The organism is Pseudomonas koreensis (assembly GCF_025447595.1).
GTDB lineage: Bacteria > Pseudomonadota > Gammaproteobacteria > Pseudomonadales > Pseudomonadaceae > Aquipseudomonas > Aquipseudomonas koreensis_H.
Map to the genome: position 1 here is coordinate 1 of NZ_JAOEJU010000037.1, position 18,103 is coordinate 18,103.

14 protein-coding genes and 1 pseudogene are annotated in these 18,103 nt (G+C 53.1%); 10 read left to right on the forward strand and 5 right to left on the reverse strand.

Translation table 11 applies throughout. The annotated features are described in order from the left end of the window. The 3 genes and pseudogenes from N8H71_RS27655 to N8H71_RS27665 all read left to right on the forward strand — a co-directional run. Nucleotides 1–185, forward strand: a pseudogene (locus tag N8H71_RS27655) (hypothetical protein); the annotation flags it as partial. Nucleotides 186–216: 31 nt separating this feature from the next. Further along, nucleotides 217–936, forward strand: coding sequence for a CCDC34 family protein (locus tag N8H71_RS27660; RefSeq protein WP_262196416.1), 720 nt, complete (start codon nucleotides 217–219; stop codon nucleotides 934–936). Between the two features lie 86 nt (nucleotides 937–1,022). Beyond that, entirely contained in the window at nucleotides 1,023–2,213 is a 1,191-nt protein-coding gene (locus N8H71_RS27665; protein WP_262196417.1) for a hypothetical protein, read from the forward strand. Between the two features lie 3 nt (nucleotides 2,214–2,216). Here N8H71_RS27665 and N8H71_RS27670 read toward each other — a convergent pair whose 3' ends face one another. Together N8H71_RS27670 and N8H71_RS27675 are read right to left on the reverse strand one after the other, a co-directional pair. Next, nucleotides 2,217–3,203: a hypothetical protein gene (locus N8H71_RS27670; protein ID WP_262196418.1), complete on the reverse strand. Its 987-nt coding sequence runs from the start codon at nucleotides 3,201–3,203 to the stop codon at nucleotides 2,217–2,219. Nucleotides 3,204–3,374: 171 nt separating this feature from the next. Further along, entirely contained in the window at nucleotides 3,375–3,884 is a 510-nt protein-coding gene (locus N8H71_RS27675) for a BRO-N domain-containing protein (protein WP_262196419.1), read from the reverse strand. Between the two features lie 574 nt (nucleotides 3,885–4,458). Here N8H71_RS27675 and dcm point away from each other — a divergent pair. The 6 genes from dcm to N8H71_RS27705 all read left to right on the forward strand — a co-directional run bounded on the left by dcm (nucleotide 4,459) and on the right by N8H71_RS27705 (nucleotide 11,621). Next, nucleotides 4,459–5,895, forward strand: coding sequence for a DNA (cytosine-5-)-methyltransferase (dcm, locus tag N8H71_RS27680; protein ID WP_262196420.1), 1,437 nt, complete (start codon nucleotides 4,459–4,461; stop codon nucleotides 5,893–5,895). A gap of 191 nt (nucleotides 5,896–6,086) precedes the next feature. After that, on the forward strand, nucleotides 6,087–6,518 hold the full coding sequence (locus N8H71_RS27685) for a very short patch repair endonuclease (protein ID WP_431768325.1): 432 nt from the start codon (nucleotides 6,087–6,089) through the stop codon (nucleotides 6,516–6,518). A gap of 314 nt (nucleotides 6,519–6,832) precedes the next feature. After that, nucleotides 6,833–8,725 carry a DEAD/DEAH box helicase gene (locus N8H71_RS27690; protein WP_262196422.1) on the forward strand — a complete coding sequence of 631 codons (1,893 nt, stop codon included), beginning with the start codon at nucleotides 6,833–6,835 and terminating at the stop codon, nucleotides 8,723–8,725. 3 nt (nucleotides 8,726–8,728) lie between these two features. Next, on the forward strand, nucleotides 8,729–9,142 hold the full coding sequence (locus tag N8H71_RS27695; protein ID WP_262196423.1) for an EcoRII N-terminal effector-binding domain-containing protein: 414 nt from the start codon (nucleotides 8,729–8,731) through the stop codon (nucleotides 9,140–9,142). A 12-nt stretch (nucleotides 9,143–9,154) separates the two neighbouring features. Then, nucleotides 9,155–10,771 carry an ATP-binding protein gene (locus N8H71_RS27700; RefSeq protein WP_262196424.1) on the forward strand — a complete coding sequence of 539 codons (1,617 nt, stop codon included), beginning with the start codon at nucleotides 9,155–9,157 and terminating at the stop codon, nucleotides 10,769–10,771. Then, nucleotides 10,761–11,621 carry an HNH endonuclease gene (locus N8H71_RS27705; RefSeq protein ID WP_262196425.1) on the forward strand — a complete coding sequence of 287 codons (861 nt, stop codon included), beginning with the start codon at nucleotides 10,761–10,763 and terminating at the stop codon, nucleotides 11,619–11,621. Before N8H71_RS27700 ends, N8H71_RS27705 begins: the two co-directional genes overlap by 11 nt. Nucleotides 11,622–11,640: 19 nt before the next feature. Here N8H71_RS27705 and N8H71_RS27710 read toward each other — a convergent pair whose 3' ends face one another. From N8H71_RS27710 to N8H71_RS27720, 3 genes are all read right to left on the reverse strand, one after another. Next, nucleotides 11,641–12,849 (reverse strand): type II restriction endonuclease, encoded by a 1,209-nt coding sequence (locus N8H71_RS27710; protein WP_262196426.1) that lies wholly within the window; start codon nucleotides 12,847–12,849, stop codon nucleotides 11,641–11,643. A 201-nt stretch (nucleotides 12,850–13,050) separates the two neighbouring features. Further along, a complete protein-coding gene (locus N8H71_RS27715; protein WP_007951068.1) occupies nucleotides 13,051–14,301 on the reverse strand; it encodes a ribonucleotide-diphosphate reductase subunit beta in 1,251 nt (416 codons plus the stop codon). A 546-nt stretch (nucleotides 14,302–14,847) separates the two neighbouring features. Beyond that, nucleotides 14,848–15,108 carry a DUF2790 domain-containing protein gene (locus tag N8H71_RS27720; protein ID WP_262196427.1) on the reverse strand — a complete coding sequence of 87 codons (261 nt, stop codon included), beginning with the start codon at nucleotides 15,106–15,108 and terminating at the stop codon, nucleotides 14,848–14,850. Nucleotides 15,109–15,560: 452 nt separating this feature from the next. On the opposite strand from N8H71_RS27720, the gene acs reads away from it, so the two are divergent. Further along, a complete protein-coding gene (acs, locus tag N8H71_RS27725; RefSeq protein WP_007951065.1) occupies nucleotides 15,561–17,516 on the forward strand; it encodes an acetate--CoA ligase in 1,956 nt (651 codons plus the stop codon). Nucleotides 17,517–18,103 lie beyond the last annotated feature (587 nt).

The window sequence follows — 18,103 nt, forward strand, 5'->3', positions numbered from 1 at the left end:
CGATGACCTTTGATGGACTGAGCCGCAAAGATGCATGGCTGTCGTTGAGGCTGATGGTTGCGCACAACCTGCTGACCGATGCAGAGTTGTCGGTCCTCAGCGATAAGATGCGCGAGATTATTTCGGATGCTGTTCGCCAGCCATACGAAATCGAATGGGCGGAGGAGCGCGTACCGGACTATTGATGATCCCCTTCACGACAAACAGAGAAACACGATGTTGATCTTCAACTGCACAGAAGCCGCCAGCAAGTTTTTCAGTCGCGTCCACAAGGGCGAAACGATCACGCCGGTTGAATACAAAGCACCGTCACCCGTCATCGAAGATGACGAGCCGGACAGTTCGACCGAGCAGTGGCTGGTTCACGCCATCACCGTGCAACGCAAGAATGTGTTGTTCGTCATGCACGTAAAAACCCGGTACTGCGTGATTCTCGCTGATGCAAAAAAAGCGGACGTTGAAGGCGTTGTCCAGCGCTTTGCTGATCGCTGGCTCAACGGTGTAATGATTCATGCGATCAATCACGATCTTGCGCAATGGATCGACGCTGACCAGATGATCGAGCACTTCAGATCTGTCTGTTACTCGCAGCAGTTCTATCGGCGCAGTCATCGCAGTGCGCAAAAACACATCGACGAGATCGCCTGGATCTTCAAGGAGAGGGCCGCCGAAAGAGGCTGTTTGCCGCCTGATGAAATGGCCGCGATGGTATTTGACGAGGATATGAATGACACCCCGAGAAGCAGCAAGGGTGCTAAGGATTACTACTGGCCACTTGAAGAAATGATTGTTCATTGGCTACGTCAGTATTGCGCTCTTGAGGAGGCTGAAATCCAGGAAGCCAAAGAGCGGCGCAAACAAGTTCGCCGAGAGATCGAAGCGTTAAAGCACGAAGCCTGGCTGGAAGAGTACAACCGACAAAGCTCGATTACTTAAGCCACCCCCGCCATAATCCGCCGCGATTTTTCCCGCGCCGGCACCCACGTCCCGGCGCGACCTCCGACTCACTCAGGGATCGATTCATGCTCAAGGGACTGTTGCGCCTGGCGCCATATGCCGCCGTGCTGTTTTCACTGCTTTCCACCGCTCAGGCTGACGACGGCAGACGTGTGTTCACCGGCACGCTGGGCAAGACGCCGATTGTGGTTGAGCTCAATACGCAGCAGCCGGATGAAGTGACCGGTCGTTACTTCTACGAAAAATACCATCGGGACCTACCCCTCAGCGGGTCATTGCAGGACAGCACCCTGACGCTGATTGAAGGCAACAATCGCTACGGCGATGACAAGCCATTGCCAACTTTGAAACTGGAAGAAACTGCCACTGGCTGGCAGGGCGAGTGGCAAAGTCCGAAGGGCAAGAAGCTCTCAGTGCAACTCTCCGAGGCCAGGCTTCCAGCGCCGACAACTTCTACGCTGCCCTTCATCGCCACGCTGCCAAACGGCGAGCCGTATGAGTATTTGCGACTACAAGGACTCAAGCTCAAACCGATGAAGAAACAAGACTTCATGGGTTACACCCTGCAATGGTGGACAGAGCCGGAGTCGAAGATTTCGCTGTTCAGCATAGAGTCCGGTCTGCCAAAAGATGATCTGCAACGGGTCAACCAGCAGTTGCTTGGACGGTTGTGGAATGAGGTCATCCGCTATCACGGTTGCCAACTGCAGGGCGGGGAATACGTCGAGTTCATGCAGGACGCAGAACCCAAAATGATTTCGCCAGCCGTGGTCAGCCTGAACATCTCGACTAGTTATTACTGTGGTGGCGCGCATCCGGACTTCGGTGATTCACCCCTTAACATTGATGTAAGCACAGGCCATCCGTTGTCGCTCGAAGATGTCTTGTGGGTAGGTGAGGGCAAGCCACTTCTGCATGCCGAACGAGACAGTCTGGGTGACAAACCCTTGAGCCAAGCTGAAAGTGACGCGCGTTATCAGTATGAAAACAAGGAGCTGGTGCCTTGGCTGATCAAGCAATTCACCGCCCTGTACCCCGCAGAAATGAAGAAGCCGACGCAAGATGATGATTGCGACTTCACGGAAGAAAGTGTTTGGGGTTCTTCGCCGTGGTACTTCACTGCGAAAGGTTTGTACCTGGGCGCCTACTTCGCCCGCGTGCAGCGTTCCTGCGATAGACCGGACTGGTCAGTCCTGCCGTACTCCCTCATCAAACAACACTCCGGCGCCGTCAAACTGCAACTGCCCCAGAACTAACCATCACACCAGACCCGGCGCTTCACGAATAATGAAGTGATCCAGGTTCTCGATATTTGCATTGAAGACCTCGAAAGGCTTTTCGGGGTTCTTCTTGCCCGGCACCTGCTTCAACTCCGGTGTCACACCATAGAAGAAGCAGAACAACTCCTTATCACTGTCGATCGCGTGCTTGATCTCTTCCAGAAACGCCTTGCGCTTGCGGTAGTTGTCGATCAGCTTTTTGTTGAGATAGACACTGACCGGATAAGGCTTCTTCTTGCTGTCTTCCGGCTTCTTGAACCAGACCTTGTCCTCGAAATCGATCCGGAAACTGGCGCTGTGAAAGTCCTCGATCTTCTTGATCCGACCCCAGTAAATCAGCCCCTTGTTGTCCATCAAGTACTCGATCTTCTTGAAGAACGAACTGTACGGCGCCGTATGCTCGCCAATCTTCAACGGCATGCGCTTGAGCAAATCCTTGTCCGCGAAGTTCGACACAAAACACTCCACGGGGTGAGCGAAAACACTGGTCTTGTCCGGCGCCGCCTCACGAGTCGGCGACTCTTTTGAGGGGGCAGTCGCCACCCGCACCGGATCATCCCGCAACACATCCGCCGCCCCCGCTGGCGCGGCAGGCTTGCGCACATACTCACGACGCGTCAGTAACAACTCCGACGGGAAATGCTCCTCCCGCCCGCCATCCGTTTCCCCATCCGCCGCCTCAACCCCAGACGCCGACGTCTTCAAACTCACATACGGACAACCCGCCACATGCTGCGTACCGGGCAGATTCTTGAAGTGCGGCGTGCGCACGTAGTTCACGTTCTTGGCGTTGAACGTGCCCAACTCGTTGGAAGCGTCGAACGCCGCACGACAGGCGTCGTTGGGGCACTGGAAATGCTCCTTCGCAGAATCGAACGCCACCGTCTCATCGAAATTCAGATCGCGAACGTCATAGATCGACAGTTTGTCGTCGAGGCTGAGGCAGTAGGCGAGGTCGAATTTCATGGTGGGGCTCGGGTACTTGAGTGGGGGAAGGGGTATTAATAGCGGGTGGTGGGGTGGGTTGCACTGATTGTTTTCAGAATGATGCAGAAGCAGTCTGCTGGCGATTGCCTTCCCAGGAACGCCGGGCCATAAAAAACCGCTGCTTGAAAACTCAAGCAGCGGTTTTTTATGTCAGTAACTGCGCAGCATTCGTGAAGCCTTACGCCACCAGGATTCCTGACGATTGAACGGATCCTCCGCCAGCAAACACGGCATGTCCCGCAACCGAGTCCACGGCTCATCCTGCCAGTGCAACGTGCTCAACGACATCTTGGGCCAGCTCAAAACACTCAGTATCGGACGCTCAACCGAGCGCATCGGACGGGCATCTCGCAGCGCAGGCACAACCTGATGCGTCACCCATTCACGAAGCTGCCGATATTCGGGACAGTAGTGATAAATCAGCAGCGCATACACACCTGACTCGCTCACCATCAAATGTTCTCCGGGCTCGCCGTAGGTCTCCACGCACATCATCTGTCGCTGATCGGCGTCGAGTTTGCGCAGCTGTCGCTCATCGAGATATTTGCCCATCAGACGCCCCAGTTCATGGACGCAGAACCAGGCCTGGTTCTCCACCAGAAGGGCATGCAGGTGAGTTTTGTTGCGGACAAATCGAGTTGGAAGAAGTGGTTCAGACATGGCGTGCCTCCCGAGTCGGGAGCACGGGATTCAAACGGCGGGTACAGCGATTCGCTTTCATCGTGAAGGCTGAGTAGTCAGGCATTTCCATTTACCTCTGGCTGCTTTCTTAGGGCATTCGTTAAGGGTGTCGGGAGCTAAGAAACCCACCAGAGACGGGCCGGACATATTCCCCTTTCGGGTCTTGTATTCGCCCACTCCCGACATAACGGGACTTTTCGCAGGCGTAGAGAAACCGCAGACGAAAAAAAGCCGCATGACTGTCGGGTGCGGGGGACCGCTCTGGTTTGTAGAGTTTCTTAGGCTCGGACCTGAGGGTAGGGGGATCAGGGATGGTCGTCAACCAGCGAATTTTCCTACCGATCGTGAGGTAAAACGAAATCTGGACAATGGCGCGGAGTAAATTATGCTGTGTTTATATCCAGTGCTTGGTCGCCCCTGTTCTTCCAATTCTCCCAGCCCGTGTCGCCATGACTGATCTCACGGATTACGGGAAATTTCATTTACTTTGAAGTTTTCAGGGCTAGAATGGTGACCATTCGTCACAGCTTTGACCCAGAGGAATTTCCGGCTCATGAATCTTTTTGAAACAGCATCTTTTGAATCCTTGAGCGAAACGACCTCGGATTCTTATGAGCCTGATACCCATCCTGTTACCGACCTTGCGTTACTGCACAAGCTGCTGGAGATCTACGACCAAGGGCAGTTGGCCGAAATTCTCAACGATGTGAGCCCGAGCCACTGGTGCCGTGAAACCATCAATCGATGGATCAAGGGCAAGGCTTCGCCGAAGCTCTCCCACATTGAGTTCACCCGCCTCAAGGATCTGCTGCCCAAGCGTCTGAACCACAAACCTTCATTTACCTTTATCGATCTTTTTGCCGGTATCGGCGGTATCAGAAAAGGGTTTGAAGCCATCGGCGGCGAGTGCCTGTTCACGTCCGAATGGAACAAGTACGCGGTCAAGACCTACAAGGCCAACCACTACTGCGATCCGGCTCGTCACCGCTTCAATCTCGACATCCGTTCGGTCACGCTTTCGGACAAGCCTGAAATCAGCGACGAAGAAGCGTACAAGAACATTGATCGCGAAATTCCTGATCACGACGTTCTGTTGGCAGGTTTCCCATGTCAGCCGTTCTCGCTTGCAGGTGTTTCCAAGAAGAACTCACTGGGGCGCAAGCACGGTTTCGAATGTGAGACCCAAGGCACTCTGTTCTTCGATGTAGCGCGGATTATTGCCGCGAAACGCCCGGCTGCATTCTTGCTTGAGAACGTCAAAAACCTGAAAAGCCATGACAAGGGCAATACGTTCCGGATCATTTGCGAAGCGCTGGATGAGCTGGGTTATGAGGTTGCAGACGTGAATGCACCGAAAGGCTCAGACCCGAAGGTCATTGATGCCAAGCACTTTGTCCCTCAGCATCGTGAGCGAATTGTGCTGGTCGGTTTCCGTCGTGACTTGAATGTTCACCAAGGGTTCACCCTGCGTGACATCAGCAAGCACATACCAAAACAGCGACCTAGCTTCGGTGATCTGCTCGATAAGGATGTGGATGAAAAATACATTCTTACTCCAAAGCTCTGGGATTACCTCTATCGGTATGCAGAGAAACATCGTGAGAAAGGCAACGGTTTTGGCTTTGGTCTGACTCGTCCAAACGACGTTGCTCGTACGCTTTCGGCGAGATATCACAAGGATGGTTCGGAAATCCTGGTTGATCGTGGGTTCGTGGACAACTTGGACTTCAACAGTGAGTTGAATCAGCTCAATCGCCCGCGCCGACTAACTCCGCATGAGTGCTCGCGCCTGATGGGATTCGACAAACCAGGGGAAAGCAAATTTGTGATTCCTGTGTCCGATACCCAAGCTTATCGGCAGTTCGGAAACTCAGTCGCGGTGCCGGTTTTCGAGGCTGTGGCACGATTGATGAAAGACAGAATTTTGGCAGCAAAAGAAAAAACTACTGATACGGAACGTCCGCAGCTGGAGTTCTCTCTGCCTGAATAGGTAGGTGGAAGAATTCTACGGTAGGATTCAGAGCATATTCGTTCGAGGATCTACGATTAGATCCTCTGATAAGTTGCAGTTAACAATGTCATCCTTTGAACACCTCATTGGATGATCTGAGGGCGATCGAACCATCAGAGAGGGGTGTTTTTTTGGTTGACGTCGTGGATGTTGCAACACGATCTAGGATGATGTCTGGCATTAAAGGTCGAAATACCAATCCGGAAATCACCATTCGCCAAGCGCTGCATGCGCGCGGCTTCCGTTTCCGCGTACATGTTACCTCCCTTCCGGGTAAACCCGATCTGGTATTGAAAAAGTATAAGGCTGTAGTCTTCGTGCACGGCTGCTTCTGGCATGGTCATACTTGCCGATACTTTAAAATTCCAAAAACGAGACCTGATTTTTGGTTGGAGAAAATCAGGAAAAATAAGGTGAGAGATCGGTTGCAAATAACTTCGCTGATGGAGCAGGGCTGGAGAGTACTTGTCGTTTGGGAGTGCGCGGTAAAGTCAACGAAAAGAGAGAAGTCGTCGACTTTGTTTGATCTTGTTGTTGCTTGGTTGGTAGACGGTAACGAGTTTTTACAGATAGATGAAAGCACATGTTCGGCATTGGGTTAGTGATTGTTTTGAAGGTTGGAACCGCCCCTTTATTGCTGTCAAAAGCAGGGAACACTCCTGAGCTAGCGAGGCTGCGCTTTCGTCGTCGCAGCTACAATCGGCGGCTTGAAGATAGGTCATTTTTTGAAAGCTAGATTTCTAGGAAAGAACAGATTCATCGCTATGAGCTTTGTGGTGGAAGGGCTGCGTAAATCGACATGGCACGAGGCAGTTAGTTAAGGAGATTCGAAAAAACGCGACGTGCGTGCTATAGATATTCAAAGTCGACTATCAAAATATTGGCGAGCACTCACGATATGGACGACACGGAGGTTATGGCTCTGGTTACTTGGGAAATTCTAGGTGCGGAGCTTTGGTTAGTCGATCCCGCCGGGGAAAAGCGTGTTCCATCGGTGGGGGAGATTTACAGTGCATTGGTCGAGCTCCTACCCGCAGAGCCTTGGATTGCTACTAGCGTCGATGGCCTTGGGGTATCACGTTATCCGCTGACACCGTCCCTGGTGATCCAAGGAAGCCAGGATGGAGTTCCGTACTATTTAATTTCTGCGTCTAGTCGGGGGGCGACCGTAGAGCTTGTACCAAAAGATTTGGAGCGTGGTCATACCATCGTTGATGGCATCTGGTATCCGATTGAGCCGATAACCAGCGCTGAAATTCTAGAGTTGCTGCGCAGCACAGGTATTACTGTTGGTCCGGCACGTTCGCTCAAAGCATTTCTCGCTATCCGCAAGGTAGCGGGAGAGGGCGGACCTGTTGACGACCACATGGTCGACCAGCCAATTTCCCCCCTTGTCTTTTCTCCGATATCGGATGAGCTCCCGGTTGGTGTGAGGGCGAAACTCTATGACTATCAGCTGGCAGGTTGGCGGTGGCTCAAATTCCTCTTGGCGGAAGGTTTAGGGGGGCTGCTGGCTGATGAAATGGGGCTAGGAAAAACGCTGCAAATTATCAGTGTCCTTAGTGATTCAGGAGGAGCTCCCCTGCGGCCCGCGTTGATCATTGCTCCCGGCTCGATTCTCGAAAACTGGCGACGCGAGATTGGCAAGTTTGCTCCACATCTTAAAGTGTTGAAGCATCATGGCCCGCAACGTACGGGGCGTCCCGCTGAACTGCAGCGATATGACGTGGTAATCACGTCATATGACAATACGATTGGTGATAATAGTCTTTTCACTATGATCCGCTGGCGGGTCGTCATCCTCGATGAGGCTCAGTTTATCCGGAACCCAAATGCTCAACGCACGCTTGCGGTAAAGCGTCTTAAGCGTGATGCAGGCTTGGCGGTGACTGGTACCCCTGTTGAGAATAGATTGCTCGATATCTGGTCTATCATGGATTTTGTACTTCCAGGGCAGCTCGGAGATGTGAATACTTTTGAGGCGCAGTTTACGGACAATGTTGACAGTGCGGTGCAGCTGGAACCGTTAGTGTCACCATTAATGTTGCGCCGTCTTGTTGCAGATGTTGCTCAAGACCTACCACCACGCATCGATATACCTCAAGTGCTGGAACTGGATACGCATGAAGCGGTTGCTTATGACGCAGAGCGTGAACGCATCAACGTCGAATATGGTGCCGCTGCAACGCTGGTCGCACTGACTTCACTTAGGCGTTTTTGTGCACATCCTAGCCTGATGGATGGTATCACTAGCTCGGACGACCCAATGTCTTTCTCCAAATTTCGTCGATTAGATGAACTTGTGGAAGAAATCTTCGAGAGAGGCGAAAAAGTCATCATTTTTACGTCTTTTACAGCAATGGCGGATTTGATTGCGCGGCATATCGAAACGCAGTATGGAACCTTGGCCGGAGTCATTGATGGACGCCTTGCGATCAATGATCGTCAACCGCTAATCGACAAATTTAGCTTAATCATGGGAGGGGCCGCCCTTGTGCTCAATCCGAAAGCAGGAGGAGCAGGTCTCAACATCACGGCGGCAAATCACGTCATTCATTATAATCCAGAATGGAATCCGGCCATGGAGGATCAGGCTTCGGCTCGCGCATATCGGCGCGGACAAAAGTTGCCAGTCACTGTGCATCGTTTGCTGGTTGCAGATACCGTTGAGGACGTCGTTGATGATCGTCTAAGGCGAAAAAGGGAAATTTCAGGTGCCGCGGTTATTGGTGTTGAGGGTAAGGACGATGACTACGGCGATATCGTGGCAGCCCTAAGTCGCTCGCCATCAAATCGGAAAGGACGCTAGAGTATGGAAGAAAAACAGATTGTGAAGGTGCTGAGCGCAAATGACACTGGAGAGACTGGTGGCCATCAAGCTGGAATTCTTGTTCCGAAGGAGCCCTTTCTGCTTTCGTTTTTTCCAGTACTCGATAACACCGAGTATAACCCGCGTGTCCATCTTAATTTTCTTGACTCTAGCGGGGGAAATTGGGAGTTCGCTTTTATTTACTATAATAACGCTTACTTTGATGGTACCCGTAATGAGTACAGACTCACCAGGATGACGAAATATCTAAGGCAGGCAGGCCTTGTGGCCGGGGACGAGCTGATTCTGTCGAGCGAAAATGATCGTTATCGAGTTTCTTATAATCGCCGGCAAAAGTTGCAGAGTATGGGCAAAGTTTTGCAGCTCGGCACCGGCTGGCGCGTAGTCCAGCTCTGAGGAAAGGAAATGATGAGCAATATTGAAGAAGTTGAACTGCCACCTGATCCAGAGCGAGTCATAGTTGGTCTTCGGGACACCGGTTATGAATTAAACACAGCAGTTGCCGATATTGTGGACAATTCGATCGCAGCTAATGCATCGGCGGTTCAGCTGTGGCTAGCGGCCGATCTGAAGGGCAATATCCGATTGCTGATTGTAGATAATGGCGACGGGATGGACCGCCAAGGTCTGCTTAATGCCATGCAGTATGGCTCGAAGGCTCGGCCGAGTAGAGCTAGTCTCGGTAAATATGGCCTTGGACTCAAGACCGCTTCGACAGCATTCTGCAAGCGTCTATCTGTCATCTCGCGACCAAACGGGACGACGCCAGCTATGATGGCAACGTGGGATTTATATCACGTTGCCAAGGTCAATAAGTGGTCGTTGCTTCTCAGTGATACTTGCGACCAAGAGGCGCTGGAAATGCTGGACTCTATAGCTCCAGGTCATGCTGGTACTGTGGTGCTCTGGGAGAATGTCGACCGCCTGATAAAAGATTACGCGGACCCTTCGGGAAAACATGCCCGAAAGGCACTACAGGCGAAGGAAGATTCTCTACGGCAGCATTTGGCGATGGTTTATCAACGGTTCTTGGACGTCAACGACGATCGCGCTCCAAGTGTCGTTATAGAACTTAACGGTAAGCCGATCCTACCTTGGGACCCGTTCCAACGAAACCTTTCTGAGCTGCTTGCCGAGGAGTCGATAGAAACGGCTTTGCCAGACGGGAACATTGCCTCTTTCACCGTTCGCGCTTTCATTCTGCCGCGCCGAGAAGAATTCCCAAATGACAGGCTCGCATCAGCTGCATTGCTATCTAACGATCGACAGGGCATCTATATCTATCGCGAAAACCGGCTTATTCATGATGCTGACTGGTTGGGGCTTTACCAGAAGGAGCCGCACTCGACTTTACTACGCGTCGAGTTCTCCTTCGATCATAGACTGGATGACGCCTTCCACCTCGATATCAAGAAATCGCAAATTATCTTGAATGAGGACCTTGCAGTTTGGCTACAAACGCAATTCCTTCCCGCGCCTCGTCGGGAAGCAAACCGGCGCTCCCGTGAGGGCCAGCAGAAAACGATCTCCAAAAAGGGAGAAGGTGCGCACGATACCTCCAACAACAATATTCGGAACCGAGAAGCAACAACTGGTGGTCCGCAAGTCAAAGTCGCCGACCTTAATACAGGCGAAGCTGTAATAGAAAACAAGTACGGTACAACACGGCTGAAGCTTATGATTACTTCTGCTAAACGACCTGGCGAAGTATTCGTGCAACCGGTGGACGGAATCAACAATGGTCTTTTGTTCCAGCCTGCACTGATCGATCAGCATAAAGCCGTACAGATCAACACGAGTCATTCCTATTATCATAAGGTCTATGTTCCAAATCTAAATCGCAGCGTTACGATGCAGGGGCTCGACTCTTTGATGTGGGCGCTAGCTGTAGCGGAGCTGTCTACATTGCAGGACAGTACGGCGGCGATGCTTAAGGATATGCGTTATGAAGTTTCGCGAATTCTAGAAAAGTTAGTAGAGAGTCTACCTGAGCCTGACATGGAGCAGAGTGATAATGACGCTTGATTCGCACTCGCTCGCAGAGCGGGTATCAGCAAAAATAGGACTCTCTCTCACGGGTACGGAAGGACAAGACGGTGATGGCTCTCGCTGGTTTGAGCTACTTCCGGCAGGGCATCCTGCTAGTCAGACGTTTACAATTCGAACTGTCGTGGGTTGGCGCCGAGTAGACGTGTATTTTCGGTTTGGTAACTTCGCGGTTGACCTTGTAAATGCTATGAGTTCTGTTGATGAAGCCTGTCGTCTCACCTTTCGAGCCATACTCACTACATGCTGTGATGCAGGGGCGGAAGTTCTCCTCACGATAAATGGTACCGCTCGTGACCATGAAGACGAAACAATATGGGATTATCAGTGGCGAAGCCTTGGGTTGGTGATCGGTAAAGGGATGCTGGCAATCAATGGTGGTGATGCCGAAACTGACATGCGCAAGATTGAGCATTGGACATCTCGCTTGGCGGCCGCAATTATTGCTCTTCTACCTTTAGAGACCGAAGAGACTGCGGACGAAACGCTGGGAGTGATCGGGCTGCCAGAAGGGGCGAAAACGCGAATCGAGGTCAATCGCTATGAGCGCGACCGACGCAATCGCGCGGCTGCGATTGCGATTCATGGGTATGCCTGCAAGGTCTGTTATCTCGAGATGGGTGAGCGTTACGGACCCGTCGCGGCAGGTTTGATTGAAGTCCATCATGTTACACCGGTATCAAAAGTCGGTCCCGGGTACATTGTTGACCCTAGAACTGATCTCATACCACTTTGCCCGAATTGCCATTCCGCTGTGCACCGGCGATCACCGCCATTTACGGTCGTTGAACTTCAGAAAATAATGGGGCAGCATAATTCAGACGGTTGAGGTGCAAATGTTTAGTAGATTAGTTGATATTTGTGCGGACGAAAGAAATATAGCTGCCGATATCCATTAGCCATTCCTGCTGATTGGTTGTGTATGTTGGCATCACCTTTCTGGGAACCACAAGTTGTAGATTGTAGTTCTCCATCTCATTCGTTTGATGCGTACTGATTGCTGGTTCTAGGGTAAGTAGGTGTTTGCGTTTGACTCGAGCGGCCTCTGCCAATACTTGCCGCCAGCGGTCTTTACAGCTAGATTTCGATGCAAGCATTATTAACTTGACCTCAGGATACGCACTGTCGTGATATTCGATTTTGCCCGGGAAAAGGAAGTCGGCTTTAGAGCGATTTTCTGTAACTACCTGTCTTTCAAATGGAAGTTGGTGAGCTTCAAAAACTGCCGCTAAGTGGTGCTCTAGTGCGTAACCTACTCTAGACTTTCGACGGTTCTGCACACTTAGCGAAAATTCAACGAAGTGATCAACGCTCTTGAAGCCATCATCTAGTTGTTTCTGGACAATCTCCCGCTCAAGAGTACGAAACAGTATCTCTTCATGCTCCATCCATGCGATTAGAGCACCATCCGGGTCAATCAAGGGATCAACTTTTGGCTTGCAAGTTCTTCGCGCAAAGCTGCTAAAGATGGCAGTTTTTGGGAAAACCAAGCCGAACTTATTGATGAGCTTATTCAACCAAGTTTTGTCATCGAGGCGGACTTCGAGGCCTAGCGATTCAAGAATCATTGCCTCGGCCATAGATACAGCTCTACCGATATCCACTTGCTGGACTTTTAGTTCATCGTCGATTGGCATGGCATCAATATCAAACAACCAACGTAACTGGCGTTCAGCAGTAGAACCTTTTGGAGCAATAACTACCCATACCGTATTGCTTGGCTGCTTAGCAAAAATGCAGAAATCACCTTCTAACATTCGTGAAGTGACAGCATTGTTAGGATAGTAGAGGCGATATTCTTCCCCCTTTCGATTTGTTTTTCGGCGGGGGTCGTACCAGCTTAGCCGACCAGATGCACGGAGAGGCTCACCAGCATCATCATCGAGGTAGAGAAACTCACCGTCGAAGCGAGCGATGGTCATATCCGGATTGCCCAAAATATTAATGAGCTGGTTGGAACCAATTTCGTGTTGATTAGAGGTGCCAGATGCACTGGTATCCACCCCAGACAGGTACTTGTAGGCTACGCCGGTAAAGTGTTGCCGGAGGCTTTCCATGCTTGTGTCTCATTACCCAAAGCTGGCGAGGATAGCCAATCTAGGATCTGTTCTACAACAGCCGAATAGCCTACCTTTTCAGGTTGCCCTAGATATATCTCTGGTTGCTTTTCATCCTTGAATGAAAAAAGCCTTGGCCGTGGCCAAGGCTTTCAGTTTTCGATTCAGCTCGTTGCTGTCAAATTGTGGCTAGCTTTGGAATCAATCCCAGCTAAGCGCACCACCAGTTTGGTATTCAATCACGCGAGTCTCAAAGAAATTCTTCTCTTTCTTCAAGTCCATAATCTCGCTCATCCAAGGGAACGGGTTAGTGGTCCCTGGGTACTCTTCCTTCAAACCGATCTGCGACAAACGACGGTTGGCGATGAACTTCAGGTAATCCTCCATCATCGCTGCGTTCATGCCCAGTACGCCGCGAGGCATGGTGTCACGCGCGTATTCGATTTCCAGCTGAGTACCTTGCAGGATCATCTGCGAAGCTTCTTCCTTCATTTCGGCATCCCACAGGTGTGGGTTTTCGATTTTGATCTGGTTGATCACGTCGATGCCGAAGTTCAGGTGCATGGATTCGTCGCGCAGGATGTACTGGAACTGCTCGGCGACGCCGGTCATTTTGTTGCGGCGGCCCATGGAGAGGATCTGGGTGAAGCCGCAGTAGAAGAAGATGCCTTCCAGAACGCAGTAGTAGGCGATCAGGTTGCGCAGCAGTTCTTTGTCGGTCTCTACGGTGCCGGTGTTGAATTCCGGGTCGGAGATGGCGCGGGTGTATTTCAGGCCCCAGGCGGCTTTTTTCGCGACCGACGGGATCTCGTGGTACATGTTGAAGATCTCGCCTTCATCCATGCCCAGCGATTCGATGCAGTACTGGTAGGCGTGGGTGTGGATCGCCTCTTCGAACGCTTGGCGCAGGATGTACTGGCGGCATTCCGGGTTGGTGATCAGGCGGTACACGGCCAGGGCCAGGTTGTTGGCAACCAGGGAGTCGGCGGTGGAGAAGAAGCCGAGGTTGCGCATCACGATGCGGCGCTCGTCGTCGGTCAGGCCCTCCGGGTTTTTCCAGAGGGCGATGTCGGCGGTCATGTTGACTTCTTGCGGCATCCAGTGGTTTGCGCAGCCGTCCAGGTATTTTTGCCAGGCCCAGTCGTACTTGAATGGCACGAGCTGGTTGAGGTCGGCGCGGCAGTTGATCATGCGCTTTTCGTCAACGGCGACACGGGCGGCGGAGCCTTCGAGTTCGGCGAGGCCTTCGGCAACGTCGAGAGAATCCAGTGCAGCCTTGGCGCGGGCCACGGCGGCCGAGTCTTCGGCGGTCACGGCGCGGGCTTCGAGGGCGGCGGCACCGCCGGCGCTGTCGAGGCGGTCCATGTTGGCTTCGCTAGCGTGGCCGGCGTTGGCGCCTTTCACTGCTGCTACTTCACTGTCTTCTTTGTCGAATTCGTCCCAGCTCAGCATGACGTGTCGTCTCCTGCGTGAGGGCCTGTGCCCGTGTGAAAACTGATTGGTTGGTTTTTCACACGGCCGTACAGGCCGCGTTGGATGTCGTTTTTTGCAGCGGTGCTACGCAGGCAATAAACAGAAAATTTTTACGGGTTTCCGAGAGCCTCTGATGGGCGCAGGCAACGTTGGGCGCTGCTGCGGGGCTTCAGACTGGCTATTGATCCCTGTAAGGGAATATTGCAGGCCCGTTATAGGGCGGCATTATAGGGAAATTTTTCCGGGCGTGGTGGGGCGAATCCGCGCATGGAACGGTCGAGAGGGCCGGTTTTTCGGTCAGAGCGAGGGTTTATGGGGCTTTGCCGGGGATAGATTTTTTTTAGGATTTTTTTCGCAAATGTGGAATTGCTCAAGAAATGAGCAAAAAAGCGCTGTTCTCACTACATCTTGTGTTTTGCAACCCGTTTTTGCCATTGCCAGACACAACTGAGCCCGACCGAAGCCGGGCTGGAATCGACCCTCGATGTTGCGCTGAGTGATCCGATTCGGTGCAGTCTCAAACCATCAATTGGTGCAGCCGTTGCCCATGATGCTGTAACGCAGGATGTGGCGCTGGCCGGTGGAGTCGTCGTACTCCATTTTCATCGGTACTACTTCGCAGACATTTGGAACTTCGCTCATCGATACAACTTTGGCGATGTCCAGGTGAGTGGAGTAAGTGTATTCCTCGATCACCGGTTGTTGCTGTGCGACATCAGTCGGGACCTCGTCTGCCATGGCGGTTGCGCACAGACTGCTGAGGGCCAGAACCAATAAAGCTTTCATTTGAAATTTACCTTCTTGAGGTCGAGTGGGGTCACGCAACCTTTTTGGGGTTGCGTGTGGAACTTCATCGTTTGGGTTTGTTACTTCAGAGCTGGATTAACGGCCTTCGTGGGGGCTGTAACGTTGTTAATCACTTTGCCTTGTCGGCGAGGTGAATTTTAGGGAGGCGGGGTAGGGGTAAACAGACCCGGTTTTGATAAACACCTTTGGCAGATTTGGTAACAATCCCTGGATATCGTGTTGTCAGTGCAGCGGCTTTCCCGGGAAACCGAGTCGTCTGAATCGCTGGCAGGCCAGCTCCCACAAGGGTTGCGTGGTTTGCTTGAGGGGGGGTTGGGGCATTTCTGGATGTTTTGTAGGGGCTTGTTACTACCATCGTCGAATGGTTCTATACGGGCGCCCCGGCTACAACAGGGTCATACAAAAACAACTATTACACCGAGGTAGGAAAGATGAGTGCGGCTTCCCTGTATCCCGTTCGTCCCGAGGTTCTGGCCAATACGCTGACCGACGAGGCGACCTACAAAGCCATGTACCAACAGTCGGTCGTCAACCCTGACGGCTTCTGGCGCGAACAAGCCAAGCGCCTCGACTGGATCAAGCCTTTCACCACGGTGAAACAGACTTCGTTCGACGATCACCATGTCGACATCAAGTGGTTTGCCGACGGCACCCTGAACGTTTCCTACAACTGCCTCGACCGTCATCTGGCCGAGCGCGGCGATCAGGTCGCCATCATCTGGGAAGGCGACGATCCTTCCGAAAGCCGCAACATCACCTACCGCGAACTGCACGAACAAGTGTGCAAACTCGCCAACGCCCTGCGTGGCCAGGACGTGCACCGCGGCGACGTGGTGACCATTTATATGCCGATGATCCCCGAAGCCGTGGTCGCCATGCTGGCCTGCACCCGGATCGGCGCGATTCACTCGGTGGTGTTCGGCGGTTTCTCGCCGGAAGCTTTGGCCGGTCGCATCATCGACTGCCGCTCGAAAGTGGTGATCACCGCTGACGAAGGCATCCGTGCCGGCAAGAAGATTTCCCTCAAGGCCAACGTCGACGACGCGTTGACCAACCCGGAAACCAGCAGCATCCAGAAAGTCATCGTGTGCAAGCGCACCGGCGGCGACATCAAGTGGAACCAGCATCGCGACATCTGGTACGAAGACCTGATGAAAGTGGCGGGCACCGTCTGCGCGCCGAAAGAGATGGGCGCCGAAGAAGCGTTGTTCATCCTTTATACCTCCGGCTCCACCGGCAAGCCGAAGGGCGTGCAGCACACCACCGGCGGTTACCTGTTGTACGCGGCCATGACTCACGAGCGCGTGTTCGACTACCGTCCGGGCGAAATCTACTGGTGCACCGCCGACGTCGGCTGGGTCACCGGTCACTCCTACATTGTCTACGGCCCGCTGGCCAACGGTGCGACCACGCTGCTGTTCGAAGGCGTGCCGAACTACCCGGACATCACCCGGGTGGCGAAGATCGTCGACAAGCACAAGGTCAACATCCTCTACACCGCGCCGACCGCGATCCGCGCGATGATGGCCTCCGGCACCGCCGCTGTTGAAGGCGCGGACGGCAGCAGCCTGCGTCTGCTCGGTTCGGTGGGCGAGCCGATCAACCCGGAAGCCTGGGACTGGTACTACAAGAACGTCGGCAAGTCCCGCTGCCCGATTGTCGACACCTGGTGGCAGACCGAAACCGGCGGCAACATGATGAGCCCACTGCCGGGCGCTCACGCGCTGAAGCCGGGTTCGGCCGCACGTCCGTTCTTCGGTGTGGTGCCGGCGCTGGTGGACAACCTCGGCAACATCATCGAGGGCGAGGCCGAGGGCAATCTGGTGATTCTCGACTCGTGGCCAGGTCAGGCGCGCACCCTGTACGGCGATCACGATCGCTTCGTCGACACCTACTTCAAGACTTTCCGTGGCATGTACTTCACCGGTGACGGCGCCCGTCGTGATGCCGATGGTTACTACTGGATCACCGGTCGCGTGGACGACGTGCTCAACGTGTCCGGCCACCGCATGGGTACTGCCGAGATCGAAAGCGCGATGGTTGCTCACCCGAAAGTCGCCGAAGCGGCGGTGGTCGGTGTGCCGCACGACATCAAGGGGCAGGGCATTTATGTCTACGTCACCCTGAAGAACGGCGAAGAGCCGAGCGAGCAACTGCGTCTGGAACTGAAGAACTGGGTGCGCAAGGAGATCGGCCCGATCGCTTCGCCGGACGTGATCCAGTGGGCGCCGGGACTGCCGAAGACCCGTTCGGGCAAGATCATGCGCCGCATTCTGCGCAAGATCGCCACGGCCGAATACGAAGGGTTGGGCGACATCTCCACCCTGGCCGATCCGGGTGTGGTGCAGCATCTGATCGATACGCACAAGACCATGAACGTCGCGTAAGCGTTAGAGCTATAGAAGGCCCTGCCCGGTAATGCCCGGGCAGGGTTTTTTTATGCCTGCAGGGTTTGTAGTGGGCTTGCTGACCTCTTCGCGAGCAGGCTCGCTCCCACAGGGGGTTGCATTTCAATGTGGGAGGGAGCCTGCTCGCGAAGGCAATTTGTCCGGCATCGGTGTTGTCCGCTGTCGGAACTCAAAACTATCCAACCAATAATTATCGATTTCAGCCGTAGGGCATTTACCGTTGTTACCCAAGGGATTTCACGTAACCGAATGTGTAACCGCCCGCTCCGCAACGGGGCATCCGGAAACGCATTGCCCCGTTTTCGGGCCTCAAAACCCCCGGTGAAAAATAAGACACAACCCCGCGCTTGCCGGATTAGAAGGGTTTGCGAATAATAGGCCCGCAATTTGCAGCATAGATCGGTTCACTGTCTTTCGCTCTTGCATGAAATTGCAGGGCTGTCAATGTGCTCAAGCGGGTTTCTCGGTGCATCTGTAATTAGTTGTCGCATTGAAGAAATATCGGCTTCGGGCCTGTCGTTAGAATGCCGATCACTCGCTCGTCGTGGCTTGCGTTGAAGCCTTCA